General features: G+C 47.4%; 19 protein-coding genes. 8 read left to right on the forward strand and 11 right to left on the reverse strand.

Annotated features, from left to right (window positions below; all coding sequences use genetic code 11):
• Positions 1–9 precede the first annotated feature (9 nt).
• Positions 10–1,017, forward strand: coding sequence for a FecR domain-containing protein (locus HB364_RS22470; RefSeq protein ID WP_167290582.1), 1,008 nt, complete (start codon positions 10–12; stop codon positions 1,015–1,017).
• Positions 1,018–1,042: 25 nt separating this feature from the next.
• A complete protein-coding gene (locus tag HB364_RS22475) occupies positions 1,043–2,281 on the forward strand; it encodes a hypothetical protein (RefSeq protein ID WP_167290583.1) in 1,239 nt (412 codons plus the stop codon).
• Between the two features lie 61 nt (positions 2,282–2,342).
• Here HB364_RS22475 and HB364_RS22480 read toward each other — a convergent pair whose 3' ends face one another.
• Positions 2,343–2,744, reverse strand: coding sequence for a DUF5684 domain-containing protein (locus HB364_RS22480; RefSeq protein WP_167290584.1), 402 nt, complete (start codon positions 2,742–2,744; stop codon positions 2,343–2,345).
• A 225-nt stretch (positions 2,745–2,969) separates the two neighbouring features.
• Between HB364_RS22480 and HB364_RS22485 the strand changes: the two genes are divergently transcribed.
• From HB364_RS22485 to HB364_RS22495, 3 genes are all read left to right on the forward strand, one after another.
• On the forward strand, positions 2,970–4,061 hold the full coding sequence (locus HB364_RS22485) for a DUF695 domain-containing protein (RefSeq protein WP_167290585.1): 1,092 nt from the start codon (positions 2,970–2,972) through the stop codon (positions 4,059–4,061).
• Between the two features lie 257 nt (positions 4,062–4,318).
• Entirely contained in the window at positions 4,319–5,461 is a 1,143-nt protein-coding gene (locus HB364_RS22490) for a PQQ-dependent sugar dehydrogenase (RefSeq protein ID WP_167290586.1), read from the forward strand.
• An 11-nt stretch (positions 5,462–5,472) separates the two neighbouring features.
• Complete coding sequence (locus HB364_RS22495) at positions 5,473–5,883, forward strand: c-type cytochrome (protein WP_208420059.1); 411 nt, start codon at positions 5,473–5,475, stop codon at positions 5,881–5,883.
• A 37-nt stretch (positions 5,884–5,920) separates the two neighbouring features.
• Here the strand turns inward: HB364_RS22495 and HB364_RS22500 are convergent, their stop codons facing one another.
• The 6 genes from HB364_RS22500 to HB364_RS22525 all read right to left on the reverse strand — a co-directional run bounded on the left by HB364_RS22500 (position 5,921) and on the right by HB364_RS22525 (position 10,167).
• A complete protein-coding gene (locus HB364_RS22500) occupies positions 5,921–6,649 on the reverse strand; it encodes a hypothetical protein (protein WP_167290587.1) in 729 nt (242 codons plus the stop codon).
• 74 nt (positions 6,650–6,723) lie between these two features.
• Positions 6,724–7,071, reverse strand: coding sequence for a hypothetical protein (locus tag HB364_RS22505; protein ID WP_167290588.1), 348 nt, complete (start codon positions 7,069–7,071; stop codon positions 6,724–6,726).
• A gap of 95 nt (positions 7,072–7,166) precedes the next feature.
• Positions 7,167–7,643 carry a group II truncated hemoglobin gene (locus HB364_RS22510; RefSeq protein ID WP_167290589.1) on the reverse strand — a complete coding sequence of 159 codons (477 nt, stop codon included), beginning with the start codon at positions 7,641–7,643 and terminating at the stop codon, positions 7,167–7,169.
• 442 nt (positions 7,644–8,085) lie between these two features.
• A complete protein-coding gene (locus HB364_RS22515) occupies positions 8,086–8,811 on the reverse strand; it encodes a DUF1444 family protein (protein ID WP_167290590.1) in 726 nt (241 codons plus the stop codon).
• A gap of 158 nt (positions 8,812–8,969) precedes the next feature.
• Entirely contained in the window at positions 8,970–9,497 is a 528-nt protein-coding gene (locus HB364_RS22520; protein WP_167290591.1) for a hypothetical protein, read from the reverse strand.
• A 73-nt stretch (positions 9,498–9,570) separates the two neighbouring features.
• Entirely contained in the window at positions 9,571–10,167 is a 597-nt protein-coding gene (locus tag HB364_RS22525; RefSeq protein WP_167290592.1) for a hypothetical protein, read from the reverse strand.
• A gap of 868 nt (positions 10,168–11,035) precedes the next feature.
• Here HB364_RS22525 and HB364_RS22530 point away from each other — a divergent pair.
• Both HB364_RS22530 and HB364_RS22535 read left to right on the forward strand, forming a co-directional pair.
• Entirely contained in the window at positions 11,036–14,413 is a 3,378-nt protein-coding gene (locus HB364_RS22530; protein ID WP_167290593.1) for an FG-GAP-like repeat-containing protein, read from the forward strand.
• Between the two features lie 126 nt (positions 14,414–14,539).
• On the forward strand, positions 14,540–15,166 hold the full coding sequence (locus HB364_RS22535; RefSeq protein WP_167290594.1) for a hypothetical protein: 627 nt from the start codon (positions 14,540–14,542) through the stop codon (positions 15,164–15,166).
• Between the two features lie 5 nt (positions 15,167–15,171).
• On the opposite strand, the gene HB364_RS22540 is transcribed toward HB364_RS22535, so the two are convergent.
• From HB364_RS22540 to HB364_RS22555, 4 genes are all read right to left on the reverse strand, one after another.
• Positions 15,172–16,032, reverse strand: a complete 861-nt coding sequence (locus HB364_RS22540) for a sigma-70 family RNA polymerase sigma factor (RefSeq protein ID WP_167290595.1) — start codon at positions 16,030–16,032, stop codon at positions 15,172–15,174.
• 112 nt (positions 16,033–16,144) lie between these two features.
• A complete protein-coding gene (locus HB364_RS22545) occupies positions 16,145–18,538 on the reverse strand; it encodes a carbohydrate-binding protein (RefSeq protein WP_167290596.1) in 2,394 nt (797 codons plus the stop codon).
• A 138-nt stretch (positions 18,539–18,676) separates the two neighbouring features.
• A complete protein-coding gene (locus HB364_RS22550) occupies positions 18,677–20,209 on the reverse strand; it encodes a RagB/SusD family nutrient uptake outer membrane protein (RefSeq protein ID WP_167290597.1) in 1,533 nt (510 codons plus the stop codon).
• Between the two features lie 20 nt (positions 20,210–20,229).
• The gene (locus tag HB364_RS22555; RefSeq protein ID WP_167290598.1) at positions 20,230–23,337 is read right to left on the reverse strand and encodes a SusC/RagA family TonB-linked outer membrane protein; all 3,108 of its coding nucleotides are present in this window, start codon (positions 23,335–23,337) and stop codon (positions 20,230–20,232) included.
• Between the two features lie 213 nt (positions 23,338–23,550).
• Here HB364_RS22555 and HB364_RS22560 point away from each other — a divergent pair, with 213 nt between their 5' ends.
• Positions 23,551–26,469: a ligand-binding sensor domain-containing protein gene (locus HB364_RS22560; protein ID WP_167290599.1), complete on the forward strand. Its 2,919-nt coding sequence runs from the start codon at positions 23,551–23,553 to the stop codon at positions 26,467–26,469.
• Positions 26,470–26,600: the final 131 nt, after the last annotated feature.

Raw genomic sequence — 26,600 nt, forward strand, 5'->3', positions numbered from 1 at the left:
GCTTACACCATGAATGCAACAAATAAAAATACCATGATGGACCTCATCAGCAAATACCTGGCCGGTGAAGCAAACGCCGAAGAAGCCATGCAACTGGAGGACTGGCTGGCAAATCCGGAAAATGCCCGGGAATTCATACGGATCAGAGCGCTCTGGCATCAGCTTCCGGGTGCTGCCACACCTCAAACGCCGTCCACACAGCAGGCATGGTCCGAACTGGAAGCCATGCTGCCACCAGGCAAAAAACCGGCTGTAGTAAGGTTATTGTTCCACCGGTATGCAGCAGCAGCCATTATCGGTCTATTGATCATCCTGCCATTCGTTTGGTTCAACCACAGCAAAGAACCCCGGTCGCAGGCATCCAATGATCCCGTCTACATTACCCAGACAACCACAGGTGACATAAAAACAACTACCATGCCCGATGGCACCACCATCACCATCAATCAACATAGTGCAGTAAAGTATACTACTGGTTTCAACAAGTACGACCGCCAGGTGACCTTAAGGGGAGAAGCTTATTTCAATGTGATTCCCAATAAGGAGCATCCTTTTATGATCAGTATAGCCGACCTGACGATCAAAGTGGTGGGCACATCCTTTAATGTACGGGATATTACGCCGCCCGGGCTCATTGAAGTACAGGTGCAATCGGGCGTGGTAAAAATGTATACAACGCAAAAAGAGATCATAGTCCATAAAGGACAAACAGGCATCTACAATCAGCAGGCCCAGGAACTATATGTAACAGATACCCTTGACATCAACAGCATCGGTTATGCCACCAAAACATTTTCATTCAATGATATTGCTTTAACGGATGCGTGCCGGTACCTCGAAAAGGCATTCCATGTGACCATCGTGCCCGACGCACAAAAAATGGCCGCTTGCCGGCTTTCCGCCCGGTTCAACGACATGCCATTGGACTACATACTCAACGTTATCAATGCTACACTCAATACAACCAGCAGCCGGCAAGGCGATACCATCCACATCACCGGCAATGGTTGCCGCTAATACAAACTTAAAAACACCCATAAACATGTCTGCCCTCTTCGTCATCGCCATTACGGTATGCTTCCACCTTTCCGCTAGTACACAGGTAAGCCGTACCGCCTTCGATAAAAAAATCGTGATCACCACAAGATCAATACGCATCGACTCCTTACTAAAGGTCTTTTCCCGGCAAACCGGCGTGGAGTTTTCTTTCAATCCTACCCGGGTCAATCCATCAAAAACCCTGACCGTTTCCACACAACACCAAACACTATCACAATGGTTAACTACACTCAGGCAACGGGTAGGTGTACAGCATAAAGTGGTAGGCAATCATATTATCCTGTTTGACAACGGCCCTGCCACCGCTCCTGCCCAAAGTAAGCCCGCTCCCAGGCCTTCCACTACGCCGGTTAAACAAACAACTACAATCAAGCCGCCTCCGCAAAAAACAACGGTTGTCATAATAGACAGTAGTCGCACGCCTGCGCAGAATACAACCACTCGTCAGCCCAAAGCAGCCGCCACGGTTATTGATACCACCCATACAGTATCGCCTGTAAAACAGCAACCTGCTGTCAAAAATGCTGTCCCTCCCACTGCTCCCACTCCATTGACGAAGCCTGTGTCCAATAGCTCATCCAGAAAGCCAGCTGCGGCAATCAGACCAGATACACAACAACCTGCCACTTCCCGGAAAGAGGAACGCTCACTGCCCAACGATGATGGGTTTGAGCGGGAAGTCTTCCAGCTAATGGGAGGTTATAGTCACCATGGCAGCGGGGATATGAAAGGCATTGTATTCGGCGCCTCCTATACCAGGTACCTGAGCTATAAGTTTTCACTAAACCTTAATATACGGGGTACCATCAATCACAGGCAGGATAACTATTCTTATCCCGGTCCTACACCCGGTACCCGCACAGAGGGAGCTATACGGTTTACCACAGCCGGCGCTCAAATGGGTGTAGATGCACAACTAAGTGTGCTCAGGAGCCAGCGCCATGAGGTCATGTTTAGCCTGGGCGCATTTGGCAGGTACCAGTCTGCCTCACCTGATGGGTATAGTGTCACCCCGCCACAAACATCGGGCATCCCGGAAGTGTTATTTAGCCTGTACAACTGGAACAAACAGAATACCATAGCCGCAGGCGGGCTGCTGCAGCTCCATTATTACTTTACCTTCAATCACAATATTCTCTTTGGAATAGCAGGAGGCTTTCAAACAGACACCAATGGCGATGCCATCCCCCAGGCAGGCTTAACCATCGGCAAGCGGTTTTAAAGGGTATAAAAAAAGTCCCACCAACCTGGCGGGACTCACGACATATCTTACAACGGCAGCTTTAGCGCTGTTGTTGATTATTTTCAAAATCAAACTGGGGATTCTGTGCAGCCTGGAATGCCGCCGGATCGCCATAAGGACCAAGATAACGGGCATCGCCAAATCCAAGGATCGGATAAAATACAATACCCAGAAACAACAGTCCCACCGTAAATCCTTCATCTTTGCCAAAGCTTTTGGAAAGCATGTTTAATGCCCAGATAGCAAATATGAGATTCACTACCGGGATAATCATCATAATAAGCCACCAGCCTGGTTTACCTACAATCTTCAACAGAATGTAAATATTATAAATGGGAATGATACAGGCCCAGCCGGGCTGACCAGCCTTTTCATAAATTTTCCACTGGGCAGCAATAAGGAATACAACAAACGCAAGCCAGAGAATAATAAACATAGCCATAGTTATTGGGTTTAGTTGGAATGCTAATATAACAGTTAGCTGTAACTTATGCAAGATAACAATTCATTATTTCTTATTGCGTAGAAGAAAGCATATTGCCAACCCTCTAACAAAATGATTATCAGCCCACTTTACAACTCCCCCTTCCACTACCCCCCGGGTAATTACACCATCACATTCCCGAAATCCTGTATCTTGCCCTGTAGCAATACCTAAACATCCTGTATGAACTTTTTGAAAAAAATGCTGGGCGCCAAAGACAAAACAGTGATCACTGACAACAATAGCTTCTGGAACTGGTTCCTGCTCCATGAAAAATCGTTTTATGAAACCGTTAAAAGCAGGCACAATATTGAAAGTAACTTTCTGAATAAGATCATGGCCCAACTACAGCAGTTAAACCAGCAGTATTACTGCGCAGCGGGTATGTGTGATGAAAATACCGCAGAGCTCATCATCACACCGGAAGGAGATGTCAAAACATTCGTTTTTGTGGAAGAACTGGTGGCAGCGGCTCCTGCTATCACCGGCTGGAAGTTTACCGCTCTAAAACCCACCGTTGGATTGGACCAGATGAGCATCAGGATGGATGGATATGAATTTGACCAGCACAAAATTCATTTCTTCAGCAACGTACAGGAAGATTACCCGGATGAAATAGATATAACGCTCGTACATCCGGATTATAAGGAAGCCGATGAGCAGATATTCGCCAATGGGGCACTCATCTACCTTGATAATGCATTGGGGGAATTGAATGCCGTTACATTAATTGACAACATAGAGATCACCGGCGCCTGCCCGCCAGATAAGGAATTGATCCCTATGGAAAAATTAGAGGCATTTTTACAATGGCGGGAAAAAGAATTTGTAGAAAAATACAAAGGCAAAAGGTATAACACAGAAAATGATGAATACGCAGTCATAGAAGGCCAGGATAGCAAAGGACTACCCTTACTGGCCGTTGTAAACAACCGGTTATTGCATTGGGATGCTAAAGCCTCCCACCCCTGGATGATGGTCATTGAAATAACCTATAAGGCCGATAGTAGCGGTATGCCGGATGATGACACTTATTCTTTAATGACCGGATTTGAAGAGGAACTGATAGCCCTGCTTCCCGATTCAGCAGGCTACCTGAACCTGGGAAGACAGACCTACAACGGCACACGTAAAATTTACTATTCCTGCCACGAATTCAGGCATGTGTCAAAAACAACAGCGGCATTGCTCCATAAGTACCGGAGTGAATTATCCATCTCCTACAATATCTACAAAGACAAATACTGGAAGACCATGAACCGGTTCACCCAATAGCTAAAATAAATTATGCTTCTTCAGCAGGGCCGCCGCTCGCCTGGATCGTCATTTCCGTTACGTTGCCGGGTTTGTTTTTCCAGTAACTGCCAAACAACACCACCGGTTTCCGGTAAGCATTCGGTAGCCTATGCTCCCAAAGGTGTTAATTAGCCTGCCAACTTACCTTAATTTACAGCAGCGGCAACAATCAACCGTTGAACGCACTTATATTTGAATGCTGGGATGGCAATCCCATTTTTAACACTTAAAACTATATGACAAACTTTCTCCCGAAACAGCAATGGACAATGGCCGCCCTGTTGGCGGCAGGCACTTTTTCCAATTGTTTCAGCCAGGACAAGACCTTCCAGTCAGAAAAAACAAGCTTCCGCACTGAAATCATTGAAACAGGAATTGGCGTACCCTGGGGTATGGAATTCCTGCCAGATGGCGATATCCTGGTAACCGACGTATCTGGCAAGATCAGGACGATCCACGACAACAAGTTGCTTCCCGAACCTGTACAGGGCGTACCCGTTGTATACCATCGCGGACAGGGCGGTTTGTTCGACCTTGAATTGCACCCTGACTATAAGAACAATGGCTGGATCTATATTTCCTATGCAGCGCCCGACAATGCAGAAAAGCCCACAGGAGGTATCACCTATGTGATGCGCGCTAAACTGAAAAACAATACCCTGACCGATCAGCAGGTCCTGTTCAAAGGTGCCCCCTTCAGCCGCGGCGGTGTACACTTTGGCGGCAGACTTGAATTTGGAAAAGACGGTTACCTCTACTTTTCTATTGGAGAAAGAGGGGAAAAAGAAAAAGCCCAGTCGCTGGAAACCATCAACGGAAAAGTTTACCGTATTAAAGATGATGGCAGCATTCCTGCCGACAATCCGTATATCAACACACCCAAAGTAATAAGTCCGGCGGTATATTCCTGGGGACATCGCAACCCACAGGGACTGGCATTGAACCCGGTTACCGGTGAAATATGGGAAACAGAACATGGTCCGATGGGTGGCGACGAGCTCAACATCATTGGCAAAGGCAAGAACTATGGCTGGCCTGCCATTACTTATGGTATTGATTATAACGGTAAGCCCATCTCTGCCGATTCAGTGAAAGCAGGTATGGAACAGCCCGTTATCTTCTGGCGTCCTTCTATTGCTACCAGTAACCTCGTATTCATCAAAGGCGATAAATATCCTGCCTGGAAAAACAACCTGCTCGTATGCGGAATGAAATTTGAATACCTGGAACGCCTCGAGATAAAAGACAACAAAGTAACCCACCAGGAACCGCTGCTGAAAGGCATTGGCCGTGTACGCAACGTAGAGCAAAGTCCTGAAGGTTTTATCTATGTAGCAGTAGATGGGGGTAAAATTGTTAAACTCATACCTGTACAATAACTACGCATAGCATGTTTGCAAAACAAATAACCATTGCAGGGTCCATGCTGGTTGTCATAGCGACGCTGGCATGGGCGCCTGTGCAGGACAAAAAACTGGAAGAGAGCAAAGCCCGCGGTAAGGCCATCTATGAAGAGCTGTGCATCACCTGTCACCTGGCCGATGGCAAAGGCATGCCCGGCGCCATTCCACCACTTGTTAAATCCGATTACCTGCTGAAGACGCCGGCCAAAGCGATCTATGCCATTAAATATGGATTAACTGATCCTATCAAGGTTAATGGTGTTGAGTACACCACTCCTATGCCATCTCCCAACATCAGTGATGAAGAAGTAGCCGATGTGACTACCTACATCCTCAATAACTGGGGCAATAAAGGCAAGCCCATTACAGTAAAGGAGGTAGAGAAAGTGAAGAAATAAGAGTCCGGCATCCGTTTTTATACAACGGATGCTGCACTTATTTAATCACCTGTACAGGAGAACGGAAAACCAAAGAGATGGTATAGCGCTTCAGGATATACTTACTGGTAAAATTATTATCCTGTGCATAAAAAGCATCGGTGATCATCACTGCTCCGCCATAAACGGGACCGGTTTTGCTTGTAGGCCATTTGCTGAAAAAACAATTGGAAAGGGAGGCATTGACCTCTATCCTGGATATTTTTTTGAAAGACGCAGTACTCCGGTAAATAGCGGCCGAATCAAGCGCTTCCTCATAAAATTTGGTACTTACAATACCCGCTTGCCTTATCATGGCCCTGAAGCCACACAACATGGATTTTGGAAAGTAAGGTGTTCTGGAAACTGCCGTCAGCAAACAGGTATCCCCGTGTACTGCGGCCATCCCACTCATCATATCATATTCAGGCCGGCTGTTACCGGAATAGCCTGGATGAGCTACCACTGTCCCTACTTCCCTGCCATCCACTTTAATAACTGAATGATCAATAGGATCCTTTGGGGGAGGTAGTTTAATCAACTCATGCTTATTCAGCGTATCCACAATAATTTCTGTTACAATGAAAACACCCATGCGCGCGCTATCATCTGCAATAGCTTTACTTACAAATGCCGGCTGGTTAAGGAAGGCAGAAGAGAAATAATATTCAGCTTGCTTATCAATATTTTGACCCAGGGTGGTCAAAACGATAAAAACATTCAAAACAAATAACAACAGGTTTTTCATAGTAAACGGAATAGCGTTTCAGGATAAGTGAACCCTCAAACATACTCATTATTTTAGAAAAGTAAAAGCGGCTGCTATAACCCTGTTTTTTGCCGTGCCAGCAGCAATACAATCAAAACAATAAGGGATAAAAGTGTGCCCACAGGCAAGTACCAAAGTGTCAATAGGGAGATAACCAATCCCAACTTATACGCCCATGCCTGGCTGGTGAATACCCCGTACAGGAATATCAGCCACACAAGGCCATACGCCACAAATAAGGGACCTAGTTTAAATACATTCACATCCAGCTTATAGAAAAGATTAGCCCAGGGACCAGGCTTTTCAGGGCCAATGTATTTTCCTTTGAGCATTACAACAATGCCGTCGAGCAGCATAAAGCCGCCGTTAATGAAGGCTATAATAGCCAGGAGCACCTTCATAGCAATAGTTTTTTCCTGAATCCTGCCAATATTTTGTATACAATGAAAGATTCATAGGCAAATTTATGGTTCAATATTACTTAATCTACCATAAATTACCCCGGCATATACGGCCCGCCGGTTTCACCCCAGCCCCATTTGGGCATGGGCTCCTGTTGGCCTACAGGGTTTTCTGGCAATTGGGAATTGATCACGGCCAGCCTACTCCCCCACTCCAGGTAGCCTACAAAGGCCGACCTGAATTCAGGATCAGCCGCCAGGCCCATTTCATCTGCTGTTTCCAGCAACAGGTGCAGCCAGCGTTTTCTCAGCTCTTCTGTCAGCATTTTGCCAATATGATGTTGTACCATCCGGGCATGGCTACCGCCATCTCCTTCTGTATACAATTTGCCGCCGCCAAATACCTCTGCTATAAAATGCGCCACATGCTTTGCATGAGCCGGCGACATATGCCTGAATACTTCCGATAACTTTTCATCTGCCTGTACTTTAGCGTAAAACAGTTCTGTAAGCTGTTCAAACTTTTCCAGACCACCGGCCCATTCGTATAAAGTAGGTATCTGCTTCTCCATATAATTTACTTTGTCCAGACCGTAGCTATCTGGTCATAATGTTTCATTTCCTCAAAATTATTAAGAAAGATCAATAGATTATTAAAAGATCGGTGTTTGTACAAGAAGATCTTATCCTATCGCTATCCCCACACATAAGGATGCAATAACAAGTCCATGAACAATGGCAGAAAGTAAATACTCCTTTCCTTTTCTGACAGTTTGGAAAAAATTCCAGGCAAAAAGAAAGAGGCAAACGGGGAAGAATATAAAAAAGCCCAACATTATCCAAAGTGGTGGTACGCAAGGGCCACCCTTATCTACTATTGAAATAAGATAAAAACCAGTAAAAGATACTGCATAAAACAACAGGGTTTGCAATATTTTCCTTGAGAATACCATCTGCATTAATTAGTCCGTTTTTTAACTTCAGGATCAATCAGCTTCACCAATGTGCCATTATTTACAATTCCGTAATCTTCAAATAAAACTCATCTGCAGTATTTTCATGAGCAGTCCACTGGCCATTTCTCCTGATCAGGATCTGGTTGGATAAAGCAGTATTGTTATCATCATTAATAGCATTGATATACAAAGTACCTGCCGTAAGGCCCATCTGGCTCAGGGTCATCCTGTTCGACACAGGCGATAATAGTAGCACGTCTTTTCTCGGCGCCGCAAAGGCAATGACATCATCTTTGGCTACATCTTTCATCTTATCCAGGAAGTTGGCCCCCGCCAGCAGGCTCACATCATAGGTTCCATCAAGGATAATCCGGAAGAAGGGCAAACCATCCGGGTTGTTTTCATTGCTGGTCTGAATGGTCTGTATCTGCAAATTACCCTCAGTCTTACCAAATAAGTTCCTCAGCCCGGCCTTTTCAAGGTCTTCAAAACTGAGCCGGTATTTTTCAACCATCCCGTAATTAATATATTGAAATTCCTTATCAGCATCTATTACATATACCACCAGCAGGTCGCCTGCAATCGGCTTTGTACACAGCTCACTGCCTGCAGGCATCTGCAGGGTAAACTTTGACTCATTTTTATTCCTGACCAAAGGGAAAATACTCCGGCCAAGATTAATATACCCCTGTCGCTCCAGGACGGTATCATAGGGCACAGTCGGGTTTTCCTTTGCTGGTTTTTCAGAGTCCTTCTTCCCAAATAGTCTTTTGATAAAACTCATATAGGATATTTTTGAAGGTGGCTAAGGCCGAAAGATACCTGCAATCACCGGCATTTGCAAGGAAGCCGGAACAAAAGCTGGTCAAAGCTCTGCTCAAGAGAACTATGCATAACAAACGGATTACATAACCAGTGTAGTAAAGCCTGAGGTAGTATTATTCAATTGGCTTTATCATTCACACTTGGATCAAACCTGGATTTCAGTGCTGACAAACTCCATGTTTGTGATTGCCGGTCCTTACTGTCAATATCGCCTGAAGCTGTTTTTTGCGCAAAGTCCACTGTCAGCCAGTAGGCGCCGCAACTGCTGATCGTGTAATCTGTGGCCAGCTCATTTTGGTGCCCACCCTTGGTCCTGCCCGGAGAAAAGGCAATGACATAATACTGGTCTTCTTTGAATGCAGAAAGATAGGGTCTGCACAAATTACCCGGGTCTCCCCACACTATTATCTTTTTCCTGTTCTCGCTCCCCTTATAAACTTCTATGATCTCCACTTGCATTGACATAGGCGTTTTTACTGCATATATGTCTTGAAAAGTTAAATACTTCGTCACTTTAACAAGGGCCACCAATGGGGTTGCAGGCGCCATCTGTAAAAAGGGGCCTTGATAATTACAACTGCACGACCAGGCTTTTACCGTTAAAAGCAGCAGCACTACTGACAGGGAGATAAGATGCTTCTTCATGTCTTTATTTTGAAGGATGCAGCAAAGAAAGAAATTCCATAAAACGATCCTGCAGAGAAGCAGCCGCTGGCTTTTATTGTTTTCCAAACTTTGAATTCCTCCACGCCTCCAGCAACAATCGCTCCTTCTCCTTGTCTACAGCCATAATATTGATGGAGAAATCTTTTTTGCCAAAAAGCCGGCTGTACATCCAAACATTCAGTACCATCTTATTGGGAAGTGTAATAGCGATCTTAAATCGTTGGAATGTCAGTCCGCTGATCACTTCGGTAGAGAAAGCAGAATCAAGCTTGGCATTGGGCAATTGCGCCTCAAATGTTCCGTAGAGAATATCATTCACATTTTTCACGCTTTCGGGATAGTCACCGTCTTCCTTCACGTCATAAGACTGGTAATTAGATTCCAGGTAATGAAGCCGGTTGCTTCTGAAAACAAAAATGGTTTTGGCCCTGTTCTCAACTTTTTCGCCATAGGTCTTTTCAATAGCATCTGCGCCTTTATTCTCCAGCCTGGCCCATTCTTCTGCTGTTACAGATTCAAAACCTTCGGGAATAACAATCGTCCAGTTAAACTCCTTATTGTGGATTTCTTTTTTCGCGGTTTGTGCGGCTGCAGGGCAGCTCAATAAGATCGCAACAAGTCCTGATAGTAAAACGGTATTCAGTTTCATGGTTGGGTTGTTTTCACAAAATAGCTATCCCTGCGGTAAAAATATAGTCGTTTTTGAACATTTTAATCGTAGTGTCAGTAGTTGTCACCCATATGTTTCCCATATAGTTCCCATATCATTCCCATATGGTTCCCATATCAAGCCCATATGGAGGCCATATGACAGTCATATAGGGTCCATAGGAAGTCCAGGGTAAGCCGAAGGTAAGCCCAGGGTAAGTTCATGATAAAGCCATATCAGGGCTACAGCAGGACCCTATTAAACCAATATACGATTAAAGCGCATTACAGCCCCACTACGCCCCGATCGCCATTCTACCAATAAATGAGCCGCCACTCAACATCAACAAGCCGTAAACGCCCCGTAATTGCCTTTAACGCGAAGCCGTTCTTTTCCCGCACTAACAGGTAAGCGAATTGTCCCGGATTGGGAAAGATTGGTAGTGGAGTTGCCTGGTAGTGGTCAGAGAATGCTCTGAGATAGTACTGTGCATAGAGCTATCCCAGTACTATCTTAGTACTATTTCAGAGCACCCCACACCCTTTCCGGCTCCCCTCGCCTACCCTTTGTGCAGCAACTATATAGCCTATCGCGGGGTCTTTTCTTGCTTGCCCGTAAAATATCTTTTATATGATCATCGTTTAATAGCCGGCAGTATTTACCGGAAAACCCCTTTGGGCAATCCAGTGCAATACTTTAAACGGATCTTGTAGGGGGATCCGTTAGGGCCACTTTATAGCTAAACACATATACACAATAAACATTTATCAAATATCATTTTCGTTAGCCATTGATGAAATAATCATGTAAGGTTGTCTTTGTCAGCGGCACTAATTTGATGTTTCCTAATCCAAATCCATTTCTGGTTATGACAAACCTCTACAATCCTTTTACCCGACTCCTGCCCTTTTCCGTTAAATTATTGTTGTTGCCGGCAGGCTTCATTTTATGGGCAGGCTTTGCCAATGCCCAGGCGCCGGTGATTAGCTCGGTAAGCCCGGGCAGCGGCCCTTTAGGCAGCACTGTTACCATCACAGGTACAGATTTTGGCAGCACCATCGCCGATAACAAATTATTCTTCGGCCCGGTGCAGGCTACGATTACAGACGCCAATGCCAATACGATTACTGCCCAGGTGCCCGCAGGCGCCATCTACCGGAACCTCCGGTTGACCACCAATTACCTGACCACGCAGAGCACCGTTCCTTTTAAGGTTACCTTCCCCGGCGAAGACATTATCAACAGCACCTCCTTTGGCAGGCTTGCGGATGTCGATGCCCCCAATACCAGCGGCGCTACCGTAACTGCCGATTTTGACGGTGATGGAAAAACCGACCTTGTTACCGGTACCACTACGGCAACCCTGCTCACATTCAGGAATACCAGTGTAGGAGATAATATCTCTTTCCAGGCTGGCACCCAATCAGGATCAGGCTCCGTAAAATGGCTTTCTGCCGCAGATATCAATGGTGACGGGAAAACTGATATCGTTGCGATCAAACACGGGAACACTACCAATCCTTTGGTCGTATTCAGAAATACCAGTACGCCCGGCACGATCTCTTTTACAGTAGACAATACAGTCTCCTACCCGGGATATTCTCCTGCCGCCCTGGCCATAACAGATATTGATGGCGACGGAAAACCCGACATTATAGGCGTTAATGAATTGAACTCCTCTTTTTCAATAGTAAGGAATACAGGTGTTAACGGCAGCTTCGCTTATGCAGCGGTCCAACACTTTCCGCTTCAGAATAGTGCTGTCAGCCTCAGGATCGTAGCAGGCAGATTTAGCAATGACACAAATACCGACATTGTCATACTGACCAATCTTGGTATCAGCACATTCGTCAACAACAGTACGCCTGGCAATTTCCAGTTTGACGCCGAACAGGTGTATACTGCCGGCACTACCAACAGGAGCATGACTTCAGGAGATGTTAACAATGATGGTTTGCCCGATCTGGTGATTTCTTATGTAACCAGCAGCAGCCTGTATAAAGTAGGCGTATTAACCAGCTCATTCACAGCCGGCGGCTTTACTTTATCGTCCATATATGAACTGGGCGCCCTGAAAGACCCGGTAGACCTGGTGTTGGAAGATTTTAATGGAGATACCAAACCCGATATTGCTGTAGCCAACAAAAACACCAACGCGGTATCCGTTTACAAGAATACTTTTAATGGCACCACGGTTACTTTCGGTGCATTTGAGTACTATACGGTTGATGCCAGTCCTTTGGCAGTAACCATTGCAGACTTCGACGGTAATGGCAAGCCCGACATCAGTACTACCAACAGGCCCGGTACTTCTATTTCTATCCTGAAAAACCAAATAGGAGCGCCGGTCCTTGAAAACATAACGCCAACAACGGGTGGTCCCGGCACCGTCGTAACGCTTACCGGCTATAACTTTAGCAATATAACCGGTGTGTATTTTGGTAATACGCCGGCAGCTTCCTACACAGTTGTATCATCAGATACCATCCTGGCTGTTACAGGAGAAGGCTCAGACGGCCTGGTAACCATTACCACGCCTGTCATGCAAACCAGCATTAACGGATTTACTTTTGCTAAACCGTCCATCACCTCCTTCTCACCGGCTTTTGGTCCGGCCGGCTCAGCAGTGACCATCACGGGCATTGGTTTCAGTACAAACCCTGATAGCAATACCGTTTGGTTTGGCGCTGCTAAAGCCACCGTCACCAGTGCCACCCCTACCAGTCTCACCGTACTGGTACCGGCAGGAGCTACCTGGGCGCCGATGTCTGTTACCTGTTATGGCGCTACTGCTTATAGCAGCACGCCTTTCATCCTGGCATTTGGCGGGAGCGCAACACTGGACTCTACCTCCTTTTCAGCAAGGGTTCACCTGAAGATCAATAACTTTTCTACGGTTTCTATAGAAGGAGTTGCTATCGGCGACTTTAACGGAGATGGCAAATCAGACCTCGCCGCTAATGCAAACGGCGCAGTGTATGTTTTCACCAACAATGGCACGGTCGAAACTCCCTCCTGGTCCTCACCCATCCAGATCAATTCAACCGGCGGCCCGGCCATCCTGGTAGCCGACTTCAATGCGGATAGGAAACTGGACCTGGTGACAGGTGGTGCAGGTGGAACGGTATATATCTTACTGAACACCTCTACCGGTAGTACGATCTCCTTTAGTAAGCTCAGCTTTGCAACGGATGTGGTAGACGATTCCCGGTTGGCCGTGGGAGATTTTGACGGCGATGCCAGACCAGATATAGCCCTGGCGCCTATCTACTCGCCCAACATCATATTATTACGCAATACCAGCACTAACCAAGGTACCAGCTTCAGTACCCTGACAGGCCCTGCCTTAGCAGGAGAAAATCCCCAGGATATTGTTGCAGCCGACCTCAATGCAGATGGTAAACCAGAACTGGTGGTAACCGACTACAATGGTCTGCAGGCCGCTGTGTATAAAAACACCTCCACCAGTACCATTTCCTTTGCTGCGGCCTATCCGCTTGCACTGGATGGCTACTCAATCGCCTGCGCAGCGGGTGACCTGGATGCAGATGGCCTTCCTGACATCGTGGTATCCAAATTGAAACAAAACTCCCGCACAGCCTTCTCGGTATTTAAGAACAACAGTTCTACCGGAGGCGATATGTCCTTCACGCTCAGTGGTGAATATCCGTTGGAGTATGAAGCCTACGCCATGACCATTACAGATATCAATGGCGACAGCAAGCCTGAGGTGATTGCCGCCAATGGAACCTATAATTCCAAAGTTTCTATATTCAGGAACATCTCTACCAGCGGCACGATCACACTGGCCTCCGGCGTCAGCTATGCAACAGGCACCGAACCGCTGGCTGTATTGGCAGGAGACCTGAATGGAGACGGCAAGCCTGATCTTGTTACCGCCAACAGGTTATCTAACCTGTACACTTCTACAGGAGGTCTTTACATCCTGTACAACCTGATGCCGGGAGAAACACCCAATCCGGACAGGCAGGCTTCCCCATTGGCCATCAAAGCAGGTCCCAATCCATTTATCTCAGATATCACTGTACAAGTGGAAACGCAGCTTGATAAAGCCAAACTGCAATTGGTAGACATGAGTGGTACCATCCTGCAAACCTGGGAGTATAAAACATTACCGGCCGGCGCTTCTGTCCGCATATCAAAACCTGGCCTCAAACCTGGCTTCTATTACCTGGTGCTGGCAACACCCCAGGGAAGAAGAGTTCTTAGAATTGTAAAACAATAATGAATAAATAAATAGCAAAGAGGGTGTCTCAAAAATAAAGAGGCACCCTCTTTTGCTTTTATAATTTAATAAAAATTTTTGTCACAAAATCCCGCTAATGCACTCTATCCTGCAAAAGCATATTTCATGACAAAAGAAAGCAATCGGCAGACGGTTAAAACACTACACTATTTTTCCGGCATCACCCTTTCCCTATTTATTGGTATTCACCTGCTTAATCATTTGTTCTCATTCGCTGGGCCGGAAGCGCACATGGCGCTGATGGAGAAATTCAGAAAAGTATACCGGCATCCGGTGATTGAGACCGTATTGGTTTTGGTGGTGCTGGTCCAGGTTGTATCGGGTGTCAAATTATTATTTAACCGGAAGCCAAAGATATTGGCAGAAAAAATACAGATATATTCAGGGCTTTATCTTTCGCTTTTCCTGATAGGTCATGTAGGTGCTGTCATAGCCAGCAGGCAGATTGAGCATCTGGATACCAATTTCCATTATACGGCTGCAGGGTTCAATATGCATCCTGCCAGATTGTTCTTCATACCCTATTACTTTCTGGATGTTTGTGCTATAAGTCTGCATGTAGCATCCATACATTATTTGAAAACCAGGTCGAAGTGGAGTTCCTGGCTGATAGGAGGAACCGGTATACTGGTCTCAATGCTTATCGTTGCAGGATATACGAACTTCTTTCAATGGCGGGAGACGCCTCCAAAAGAACGGGCGTTTATAGAGAAATACTTTGGCAAAGGATAGCGATATCAGGTAAGGTATTTCATTTTATCGGGGTTTCTGATGCCGAACAACTGAGTGATCTGGTTATTCTGATCAAAAACTGGTATCAGGACTGTATCAAGATCGGCTGTCAGTGTGTTCTCAAACAGAACCCCGGTTTCCATATTCACTTCTTTTATCGTATATGACAAGTTCCCGCCAAATTTAAGGGCGCCCCTTGTCAGATATAGCATTACATTATCCAGCCCAGAGATGGGTCTGGTTGCTGTAGATGCTTTGCCACCACCGTCCATAAAGAGGGTGACCTCTTTTGACAGATAGGTTTCCAACTGTCTGACATCGCCGTTTAAACATGCCATAATAAATGCCCTGATCATTTCTTCCTTTTCCAGATTAGTGGGGCTATATTTTACTTTGCCGGTTTTCAGCTTTTCTTTAGCCCGGTGTAATTGTTGCCTGCAATTGGCCTCACTGATACCAACCAGGGACGCTACTTCATCGTAGTCGTAGTCAAAACTTTCGCGCAATAAAAAAACAGCTCTTTCCACAGCATTAAGTTTCTGAAGCAACACCAACAATGCATAGGAAATATCATTTTTTTGCAGATCCGGAAAACGTTCATAGGCCAATGGTTCGGGAAGATTGATCCCCGGATACACAACATTCTTTCTTTTATCAAGTATAGCGAAGCATCCATGAACCACTGAACGGACCAGGTATCTTTCGGGATCCCTTATCTGGTCAAAAGGCTGCCGCGAAAAAGAGATGTATACATCGTTTAAAACATCCTCAGCATCACTTGCGCTTTCGGTCATTTTATACGCCAATCCATGTAGTCTGGATCTCTGCTTTAGATAGAATGATAAATGAGCCTGGTTGTCTGACATTACAACACGAATAATGGAATAAAGCTCAAAAGTAATTCTAATTGTTTATACTGTTGGTGCAAAGAGGGAACTCCCACAGAGCCTGTCCTGCTCTGCGGGAGGACGCTGCGGTTTACTGCTGTATCACCAACTTTCTTGTCGCCGTTTGTTGATCATCACCCGTCACCCGTACCGTGTATACGCCCGGCTTCAGGTTATTCACCTGTAATGATGACTTAATGGCAGATTGATATACTGTACGGCCGGCTACATCAAAGATTGCCACCTTGCCCGGCGTCAGTGATTTGATCGCAACGCCGCCGCGCGAAGGATTGGGAAATACCTGTAGTGCAGCTACCTCGCTTTCACCATCTGTCAACTCTCCATGTAGAGCAACGCCACCTGCATTGGTAACCGTACCTACGGAAGTCCAGTTAAAGACTTCCCAGCCACTGATGGTAGCACGGTTACAGGTCATAGCCTGTGTACCATTTTCAGAACTGACGTACATATTATTATTGCCGCGCAGGGAAATGGTATTATCCGCATTCACTACCCAGGTAAAACGCTCCCAGCCGCCGGGCGTGGCACGATTACAGGTAATTGCAGCCGCGCCATTTTCAGATGATACATATTTGCTCATACTGCGCAACATAATCGTACCATTACCGCCATCCAATACAGAAAATCTTTCCCAATCGCCAACAGTGGCCCGGTTGCAACGCATGGCCTGTGTACCGTTCTCACCGGATACGTACATATTATTCGTACCACGCAAAGTAATGACCTGCCCAATGGGCGCCGGGGAAGAAGTGTTGGAAGTAATGCTGAACCAGTTGATATTAAACCCGCCTGCCGGGGCAGCAATACCCACTTCCTGCTGGCCGGCCGGCAACTGCACCGTATGGGAAATCGTTTGCCAGGTTTGCCAGCCACCAGTAGCAGGCACAGCAATGGTACCGAATACGGTGCTACCGCCAAAACGCTCGAACCGTATGCTGCCACCGCCATTCTGGCTTGCTACCCGGTATTGAATAGTATAAGTACCTGCTGCAGGAACATTGATGCGGTAACCCAGCCAGTCGTTGGCATCTATATAACCAACATCCAATCCACCACCGGCATCGGTACAGGTTTCTGTTTGTATGCCGCTCATGGCGCAAAATGCTTCCGCCTGTACAGTACCGGGCACTGCATTGTAATTACCGGTACAGGTAGTGGAACTGCCCCTGCGTGGATCAACGGCTGCCAGCGGCCCGCTGTTCACGACCGTATTGGCAAACTGTATATTGTTCAATACACCACTCATAGCCGAAACGCCATCGGTAAGATAAGGAGGGCCTATAATCCGTCGCAACGCAGCATTGGGACTGGAACTGGTCCTTTTATACGTCCAGTGACACCAGCCTATACCGGCAGCATTGAGCTTATCTACATTCTGCCGCAGCCAGGCATCAGAATTTTCACCGGTCTCCCCTACCCATACCGGCACATTCCAGCGGCTACGAAAATCCGTAAGGTTAATGAGGCGGTTGATCTGGTTAGGGTTGCCATCCCGTATATTGTCATCCGCTTCCGGTATCCAGTAGCGGTGGGCATTGTACACCAGGTTGCTTTGGTTGGTGAACTTATTAGGTTCCATCCAGTCATAGTTATTTCCAAAGCCATTACCTTCTATCATAATAAGGTGCGTATCGCCCAAAGTGCGGATGGCATTCACCAGCCTGTTGGTGAGGTTAAAAATAGTCTGTCCGCCACCGGGCACATTATTGGGCTCATTGATCAGGTCCCAGAAAGCCACCGTATTATTGTTAATATAACGGCTTACAATAGCCTGCCACAGGCGTACGGTGATATCCTGGTAAATGGACCTGTTCCACAGATCATTGCCCACCAGCGCATCGGATATATTGGCGTCCGTTCCCTGTGCGCCCGGTGCGGCATGCAGGTCTACTATTACGTACATATTCCGTGCAGCGCACCAGTTCAGGCAATTCTCCAAGGTCCTGAACCCTTCTGTATTGGGATCGGTGAACAATTGGTTGTTGTTGTACCAGGTGGTGAGGGAGTTCACGTAATTGGTGTAGTTCGCTGAATTACGCGCCACCGTATTCCGCACGGCTCTTTGTGAGGCGGTGAGAAACAATTCATAGTGCATAGGAATGCGTACACAATTAAAACCCTGGTCGGCAATCCAGTTAATATCAGCCTGCGTAATAAAATTGTCGCGCCAGCTTTGATAAAAAGCATCCACCTGCGCATCGGTTTGTCCCTGGTTATACAGGATACGCTTAAACGACCATTGGGTGCCGCCCGAGCCGGGATTCATCATATACCCTTCCTGTAAAAGCCAGCCGCCCAGGCCCACTCCTTTCAGGAGCACCTCCTGGTTGCCGGCATTTACAATCCGTTGTCCATCTGCCCGCAGCCGGGATAGCTGCGCAGTAGCAGTATGGCATACAATAAGCATCGTTAAAAGGCTGCTGCAGGTAAAGCGCAGCCAGGCTTTCCGTAGATTACAACTCATGATTTTTATTTTTTAGGATGAAGGAAAAAAAGTGGAAGCATTCAACCTGGAAAGGTAAATGTGTTCCACTTTCAAGTGATTGCTTGCGAAACGCGAAGCGTTATCTATCAATAACGCTAACTGCCTGTGTGAAAAAATTTACTTCGTACCGCCCCACTCTTTTATTTGTTCAATCTTCGTATTCTCTAATTCCAGTATAGGGATCGGCAGGTATTCATGTTTACCGGCCTGAAAACCCCTTGGGCCCAGTACAGCAGGCGCATCGCCCCAGCGCACCAGGTCCAGCCAGCGATGGCCTTCACCTGCCAGTTCCAGCCTTCTTTCCCCTTTAATATTATTCAGCGTCAGCGGCACACGGTGTAGGTTATCGCCGTAAGCGCGATCACGCACAGCATCGAGCAACGCAGCCGCCCTGGTAAGGTCGCCATTGCTCATGAGCAGCGCTTCTGCTTCCAGCAGGTAAATATCCGCCAGCCGCATATCATACATATTCTTGGGGAAGTTCAGCTCCATATTACCGGCGCCTGTCCATTTGAATGACTCACGGCCTGCTGTCTTTTCCAGGAAATACCCGGTATTCATATGTCCCTTCTGGTAAGTAACCTTACCATCGGCTTCCAGTTGTTTCAGGTTGGCAACGGTGGCAGTTACACGGGGGTCATCCTTGATCGCATCAAACAAGTTGTCCGTAATGGGCAAAAAGCTCCAGCCCGAAACATAGTCAGGCGCGGTAGCGTCTTTGCGGTTATAACCGCGGGGGCCGGTCATAATATTCAGTACATTCCCTTCTGTGCAGGATACACAACCCCAACCACCGGCTGAAGTATTGGTATAGGAGATCTCAAAAATAGACTCACTGTTAAACTCATTGGCCAACTGGAACAGGCCGGCAAAGGTGGTAAACAATTTATGCCCATAGGGACCCATACCACCCGGAGTTCCGGTTACACCGGCAAACTCAGCAGCCGCTGCTGCATATTTCTTTTGCCACAGGTATACCTTACCCAGCAAAGCCTGCGCAGCCGCCTTGGTAGCGCGGCCGGCCTGCGTAGTTAACGTAAGGGTGGCAGGCAGTTCAGGCAATGCTTCTTTAATATCCTTCTCTATTTGCGCATACACCGCTTCAGGCGCTACCTGCAGCACATCGTACATTTTTTCGGGCGCTACCGGTTCGGTGAGCAAAGGAATGGCTTTGAAGAAACGCACCAGGTCGAAATAGAAATAAGCCCTTAAGAACTTAGCTTCTGCTGTGAAGCGTTTTTTAAGGCTTTCATCCATCGGTACGCCGGGCATCTTTTGCAACAATACATTGGCCCTGAATACACCGGAAAATCCTTTGGCCCACAATTCTCCCTGCGGACCCACAGAAGGAGAAAGTGTATAGTTGGATATTACCTGGTAATTGGTAATATCATTGGGGCCGCCGCCACCGGCATAATGATCGTCCGAAGCGCAATCCATCGTGCCTATCTTGGTTACATAACCGCCGCCTTGCCAGCCCACCACATCATATACCGCCACCAGACCATTATACGCTTCTGATTCATTGCGGTAATATTGATCTTCGAGGAACTGTCCCCGGGGTTTGGCTTCCAGCCAGCTCTTGCCACAGGAGATGGTTACCACACCAGCGGCCAACAGGATACTATATGTTATTTGTTTTGTTTTCATTTTACTTGGTTTAAATAGGTTTAAAAGCCGAGGTTAATACCCATCATTAAAGAACGTGCCTGCGGATAAATGCCCCTGTCAATACTAAATACGTCACCGCCAATCTCAGGATCATAACCGGTGTACTTAGTAATGGTAAACAGGTTCTGGCTCATCACATACAGGCGTACTTTTTGTAAACCAGCTTTCCTGATAATATTGTCAGGCAATGAATAACCGATCTGCAAGGTTTTCAACCTGAAATAACCACCGTCTTCGAGGTAGAAGTCGGAAGGGTTATTAAAATTCTTATTGGGATCATCCACATTCAGACGGGGATAAGAATTGGTAGAGCCTTCTGCTGTCCAGCGGCCAAGCGTTTTGGCTTGCCAGTTGGCATTGCCGATATCCAGACGGCGCAGCCCCTGGAAGATCTTATTGCCGGCAGCACCTTGTCCGAAGATCACGGCATCAAATCCTTTATACGCAAGATTGATGGTAAATCCATAAGTCCAGGTAGGTATGGGATTGCCCAGGAATACACGGTCGGCCTCATCAATAACACCACTCTGGTCAGTATCCTGCCACCTGAAGTCGCCGGGCTTAGCATTGGGCTGTATCTTTTTACCGGTCTTATCTACATAACTATCTACCTGGGCCTGGGTTTGGAAAATGCCCAGGGTCTTAAGGCCATAGAAAGAACCGATCGGCTCTCCTACCTGTGTGCGGGTAATGGAACCAAAGTTCATAGACTGGAAGTTGGCGCCACCGGAAAGGAACTTGATATTATTACCCAGGAAGGTAACCTCGTTCTTCATATAAGATACGTTGCCATTGACAGAGAACTTCAGTTCTCCCAACCTGTTATTATAACCCAACTCCAGTTCCACACCACTGTTCTTCACACTGCCGATATTAGAGGCCGGGTTGCCAATAGCCCCCACATAACCGGGAATGCGCGGGTTTTGCAGGATGTCTATTGTTTTCTTACTGAACCAATCAAAGGTGACAGTAAACTTATCAAACACCACCGCATCAAAACCTACGTTGGCATTGCTGGTCTCTTCCCATTTCAGGTTGGGATTGGAAGGCGCGTTGGGACTATAGCCAATAGCATAGCTGCCGGAAGTACCAATGCTATAGTTACGGCCGCTGCCCACGGTAGACACATAGGCAAAGTCGCCGATATTATCATTACCTACCACGCCATAACCACCACGTATCTTCAGGAAGTTGATGCGGGCATTCACCGGGAAGAAGTTCTCTTTGGTAGCCACCCAGCCCACCATAAAGGAAGGGAACACACCATATTTATTATTGGGACCAAAGCGGGAAGAACCATCTCTTCTCACCAGTGCCTGGAACAGGTATTTTTCCTGGTAGTCATACGTCAACCGTCCAAAGAGTGAAGCAACCATATGATCTATTCCTTCCGAACCATCTGAGTTGCGCTGATCGGCAGGCACTTTGAAGTTCTGCGACGCTTCGTCAAAATTATCGGCCGGTACATTAAAGAAGGTGACGCTGGTCATCCGGGTCCGGTTGTCCAGGTAAGCACCCTGTCCCACCATCAGGGAGGCATTGTGATCGCCAAAACTGCGGGTATAGGAGATCGTGTTTTCCAGGTTGTAATCAAAACGCCTGTTATTCGTTCTCCGGAAATTGGTTTGCGTAGTGCTGTTGGTAGGGTTCAACCAGAAGACAGGCGTAAAGGCCTCATCGCCCCAGAAGGCCAGCTTCAGGCCAAAATTGGAGCGGATCTTCAGCCCCTTGATGGGCGATGCTTCGAGGTACATATTACCTACGATGTTATCGCTCCAGCTATAATTTCCCAGACGGGTTTGTATATACGCCAGCGGGTTGGTCATTTCCTGGCCTACTGTAGTAGAGATCCCAAAGGGATTGCCGTTGGCATCACGACGTACGCCTTTATTGGTATAAGGAGCAGCGGCAATGACAGCAGGATCGGTTACAATAGCCGGTGTAATGGGGTCCAGGTTGATGGCGGAAGACAAAGGGCCGCCAAACTCACTGTTGGTATTGCCCAGCCCGATGGATTTGTCATGGGCATAGCCAATATTCTCGCCAAACGTCAGCCATTTGGACAACTTATGGGTAGAGTTGATGCGAACGTTCAAACGTTTATACCGGGAAATATCCGTAGCCACAATACCTTCCTGGTCCAGGTAACCGAGCGATAGATAAAAGGTCGACTTATCACTGCCGCCACTAAGGCTCAGCTCATGGTTATGCCTTTTGGCGCTGTTGTTGAAAATAAGGTCCTGCCAATCGGTCCCTTTACCAAACGCTGAAGGATTGGCATAGGGCGCAGGCTTGCCTGCATTCACCGCCGCTTCATTACGCAGGGTCGCATATTGGGTGGCATCCAGCAGGTCCAGCTTTTTGGCCGGCGCCGATACACCATAAAAACCATTGTAATTAACAACGAGCTTACCGGCCTTCCCTTTTTTGGTAGTAATGAGGATAACACCTGCCGCAGCACGTGCTCCATAGATGGCCTGGGAAGCCGCATCTTTTAATACTTCAATAGACTCAATGTCGGACTGGTTCAGGTAACCGATGCCGCCATTGTCTACCACTACCCCATCAATCACCCACAGCGGATTATTATTATTGAGGGTGGTAATACCCCGCACCCGTACTGTAGCAGCCGATCCGGGCTGGCCGCTGTTGGCTGCGATGGTCACCCCGGAAGCCCTGCCCTGTAGGGCATCTTCCACCCGGTTGATGGGCATATTCTCCAGGTCGGAGGCCTTTACCCGGGAAATGGCGCCGGTGGTAACGCTTTTCTTCTGCGTACCGTAACCGATCACCACAATATCATCCAGGTCGGCGGCTTTGGGCGCCAGGAGGATGGTAGCAGGTACCTTATCCGCAGCATATTCCTGCTCCGAGAAGCCAATATGCCTGAACACCAGCACCTCTCCTTTGGAGACGCTGATACTAAACTGGCCATTAACATCTGTAAGTGTTCCGCGGGAAGTGCCTTTTACGGAGATGGAAGCGCCGGCAATGGGTGTGCCGTCTGTGGCGTTGATCTTACCGGACACCTGTTGTTGCTGTGCCCAGACGGTGGGCGAAAGTAACAGGCATAGGAGTAGCAATGCGCAAGCAATTGATTTAATCATACACAAGCAGTTTAAAGTCGGTGATAAGAAAATGAGTTCAATGCCCCCAAAGGGGTATCACCAAATTACTCTCCACACTGCCTGAAAATCGCATACTGACCTACGTCATTACTACTACAAAAAAATTTAAGCACCTGGTTATCAATATCTGCGTTTTACGCCACCCCTACTACATTACATTTTTCGCCTATTTTTACGGCAAACGACTGTTGCATGAGATTGCTGCTATTACCTCTTTTTGCCTTGCTTTTTTACCAGGCGCCTGCTCAAAACACCATCGGTTTTCCGGACATCATTAATTATGGCAAAGAAAAATACCAGGGAGGCGGACAGAACTGGGACCTGGCCATTGATCACCGTGGCCTGCTGTATTTTGCCAATACAGAAGGGCTGCTCACCTTCGACGGACAATTCTGGCAGTTGTATCCTATTGCCAATCATACCCGCCTGCGTTCGGTGAAAGTAGATAAGCGGGGATATATCTATGCCGGGGCACAGGATGAATTTGGTTATTATTTCCCCGATCAAACCGGCACACTCCGCTACCATTCCCTCAAGCACCTGTTGCCTTCCGGCCGCAAGGAAATAGCCGATGTATGGAATATTGAACTGTATGACGGCGCCGTCTTCTACCGGGCCTATGACATGATCCTGGAATACCGGAACAACCGCATCAAAGTGCATACAGCGCCCAAAGAGTGGCGGAAAATGTATAAAACCAATAAAGGATTGTACGTGCAGGATATGCAGGAAGGATTGATGAAGTATGAACAGGGACGGTGGAAAACAGTATGCACCCACCCGGCCCTGCAGCATATGCTCATCACCGCCGTACTGGAAGATCAGCCCGGCACCCTGCTGATCACCACGCATAAAAACGGACTGTTTACCATTACAGGCAACCAGTTGACCCCACGCAAAACAGAGGCCGACGGTATTTTTGCCGCCAGCCGTATCTATGATGCTATTTCCCTGGGCGGACAGGAAATAGCGGCAGGCACCACCTCCGACGGTTGTTACATTATCAATAAAACAAGCGGCAAGATCATCCAGCACTTCGGCATGGAAGAAGGTTTGCAGAATAACAATGTGCTGAAGCTCTTTGCCGATGAGCGGCAGAACATCTGGCTCGCACTGGACAATGGGATTGACTTCATCCGGTATAATACGTTCATTAAGCAGATCTATCCCGGCAAAAAGAACCTGCTCACCACCTATGCAGCGCAGGTATTCGACAACCAGCTCTTCGTTGGCACTTCTGATGGTTTGTACAGTACACCGCTGTGCAGGAATACCGACTTCAGCTTTTCCAAAAACCACTTCCGGCAGGTGAGTAACAGCAAGGGGCAGGTATGGAACCTTTCTGTGATCAATAATAGGCTGCTCATGGGCCATCATGAAGGCACTTTCCTGGTCAGCGGCAATATCGCTACCAAACTGACAACCGAAAAAGGATGCTGGCTGTATAAACCATTTAATACCTCCTCCTCTCCTTATAATGTACTGATCGGTGCTTACAATGGCCTGTATGGTGTGCGGACGGGTCAGCAGGGATTTATGTCGCCTGTTCATTTTGATGGATTAAATGAGTCGCTCCGCTTCCTGGCTATAGACAATGAGGATACCATCTGGGCATCGCATCCCTATCGTGGCGTGTATAAGATAACCTTGCCCAATGATGATGCTCTTCATTATACCTTATATACCGGTAAGCATGGACTACCCTCCGATTACGACAACTTTGTTTTCCGCATCCGTAACCGCGTGGTAGTGGCTACCCGCAATGGTATTTACGAATACGATCCCGGTATTAACCGTTTTAAAAGATCGGCCTTGCTCTATTCCATCCTGGGCAATGTGGCGGTACAATTCCTGGCAGAAGATGCTAACGGCAATATCTGGTTTACCTCCAACCGCCGGCCGGGTATCATTGATTACCATAAACCTTCCGGCAACCAGCCCTATTCCATCATCTACTTTCCCGAACTGCAGCGGAAGATCGTGCCCGGCTTTGAATTCATCTATCCTTATGATGAGGAGAATATTTTCCTGGCAGCAGAGAAAGGTTTGTACCATATCAATTACCGTAAATACATGCAGTCGGCCGCGGGGCCGGCCATTGCCATTGGCCGGATAAAAGCTACCGGCAAAACAGACAGCCTGCTCTTCGGTGGCTACTTTTCCAACGACAGTTCCTTATTATCGCATCAGTCCAGCGACCGGAAAGTGAGTCTGCCTCATGGCTTCAATGACTTTCATTTTGAATATGCGTCCCCGGCGTATGACCAGGGCAGTAATATTGAATACAGTTACCGGCTGAATGGCTTTAACACTACCTGGAGTGAGTGGACCGCCAAAACAGAAAAGGAATATACCAACCTTCCCTATGGCGATTACACTTTTGCCGTGAAAGCGCGCAATAACCTCGGCATAGAATCGGCCCCCATCCAATATAGTTTTACCATCCTGCCGGCTTTTTATCAAACCACCCTTGCCAAAGCCATCTACCTGTTGCTCTTTATCAGTTTGCTGTACCTGCTGTACAGAAGGCAAAAGCAAAAATTCATCCTGCAGCGGCAGAAATACCAGCAGCGGCAGGCACACCTCATCTCCCTGCACCAACTGGAACTGGAAAGGAATGAGAAGGAGCTGATCAAAGTGCAGAATGACAAGTTAGCCAGTGACGTAAACTTCAAGAACCGGGAGCTGGCCACCGTAACGATGCACCTCGTAGACCGTGGACGGGTACTGTCCAATATCAAGGAAGTACTCACCACCACCATTAAGAAGCTGGAGCCTGCGGTGGCGCAGGATCATTTTAAGCGGGTGATGCGGTTGTTTGAAGAAGCGGAGAACAATGAAGAAGACTGGGAACATTTCTCCCGTCACTTCGACCAGGTGCACAGCAACTTCCTGGCGCGGGTGAAGAAGCACTTCCCCACCCTCACCACTACCGATCTGAAGTTATGTGCTTACCTGCACATTGACCTTACCTCCAAAGAGATCGCCCAGTTGCTCGGCATCTCCGTCCGCGGCGTAGAAACCAGCCGCTACCGCCTCCGCCGCAAACTCGGCATCCCCGGCGAGGTATCCTTAAATGCTTATTTGCTGGAGGTGATTGAGAAGGGGTAGGATTTGCAACTGTACCGCTATGCGAGGCTTGCAGCCTCGCATTATTATTACATTGCTTTCAGCAATATCGTTGCCGAAGGCAACAAAATAGGCCTTCGAGGCTGCAAGCCTCGAAGAGCGTAAGGAGCGTA

Origin of the sequence: Paraflavitalea devenefica (assembly GCF_011759375.1) — a bacterium.
GTDB lineage: Bacteria > Bacteroidota > Bacteroidia > Chitinophagales > Chitinophagaceae > Paraflavitalea > Paraflavitalea devenefica.

What these genes read in the sequence shown, in the direction of transcription:
- HB364_RS22470 (WP_167290582.1), top strand. Translation starts at nt 10, where the DNA reads ATGAATGCAACAAATAAAAATACCATGATGGACCTCATCAGCAAATAC.
- HB364_RS22475 (WP_167290583.1), top strand. Translation starts at nt 1,043, where the DNA reads ATGTCTGCCCTCTTCGTCATCGCCATTACGGTATGCTTCCACCTTTCC.
- HB364_RS22480 (WP_167290584.1), bottom strand. Translation starts at nt 2,744, where the DNA reads ATGGCTATGTTTATTATTCTCTGGCTTGCGTTTGTTGTATTCCTTATT.
- HB364_RS22485 (WP_167290585.1), top strand. Translation starts at nt 2,970, where the DNA reads ATGAACTTTTTGAAAAAAATGCTGGGCGCCAAAGACAAAACAGTGATC.
- HB364_RS22490 (WP_167290586.1), top strand. Translation starts at nt 4,319, where the DNA reads ATGACAAACTTTCTCCCGAAACAGCAATGGACAATGGCCGCCCTGTTG.
- HB364_RS22495 (WP_208420059.1), top strand. Translation starts at nt 5,473, where the DNA reads ATGTTTGCAAAACAAATAACCATTGCAGGGTCCATGCTGGTTGTCATA.
- HB364_RS22500 (WP_167290587.1), bottom strand. Translation starts at nt 6,649, where the DNA reads ATGAAAAACCTGTTGTTATTTGTTTTGAATGTTTTTATCGTTTTGACC.
- HB364_RS22505 (WP_167290588.1), bottom strand. Translation starts at nt 7,071, where the DNA reads ATGAAGGTGCTCCTGGCTATTATAGCCTTCATTAACGGCGGCTTTATG.
- HB364_RS22510 (WP_167290589.1), bottom strand. Translation starts at nt 7,643, where the DNA reads ATGGAGAAGCAGATACCTACTTTATACGAATGGGCCGGTGGTCTGGAA.
- HB364_RS22515 (WP_167290590.1), bottom strand. Translation starts at nt 8,811, where the DNA reads ATGAGTTTTATCAAAAGACTATTTGGGAAGAAGGACTCTGAAAAACCA.
- HB364_RS22520 (WP_167290591.1), bottom strand. Translation starts at nt 9,497, where the DNA reads ATGAAGAAGCATCTTATCTCCCTGTCAGTAGTGCTGCTGCTTTTAACG.
- HB364_RS22525 (WP_167290592.1), bottom strand. Translation starts at nt 10,167, where the DNA reads ATGAAACTGAATACCGTTTTACTATCAGGACTTGTTGCGATCTTATTG.
- HB364_RS22530 (WP_167290593.1), top strand. Translation starts at nt 11,036, where the DNA reads ATGACAAACCTCTACAATCCTTTTACCCGACTCCTGCCCTTTTCCGTT.
- HB364_RS22535 (WP_167290594.1), top strand. Translation starts at nt 14,540, where the DNA reads ATGACAAAAGAAAGCAATCGGCAGACGGTTAAAACACTACACTATTTT.
- HB364_RS22540 (WP_167290595.1), bottom strand. Translation starts at nt 16,032, where the DNA reads ATGTCAGACAACCAGGCTCATTTATCATTCTATCTAAAGCAGAGATCC.
- HB364_RS22545 (WP_167290596.1), bottom strand. Translation starts at nt 18,538, where the DNA reads ATGAGTTGTAATCTACGGAAAGCCTGGCTGCGCTTTACCTGCAGCAGC.
- HB364_RS22550 (WP_167290597.1), bottom strand. Translation starts at nt 20,209, where the DNA reads ATGAAAACAAAACAAATAACATATAGTATCCTGTTGGCCGCTGGTGTG.
- HB364_RS22555 (WP_167290598.1), bottom strand. Translation starts at nt 23,337, where the DNA reads ATGATTAAATCAATTGCTTGCGCATTGCTACTCCTATGCCTGTTACTT.
- HB364_RS22560 (WP_167290599.1), top strand. Translation starts at nt 23,551, where the DNA reads ATGAGATTGCTGCTATTACCTCTTTTTGCCTTGCTTTTTTACCAGGCG.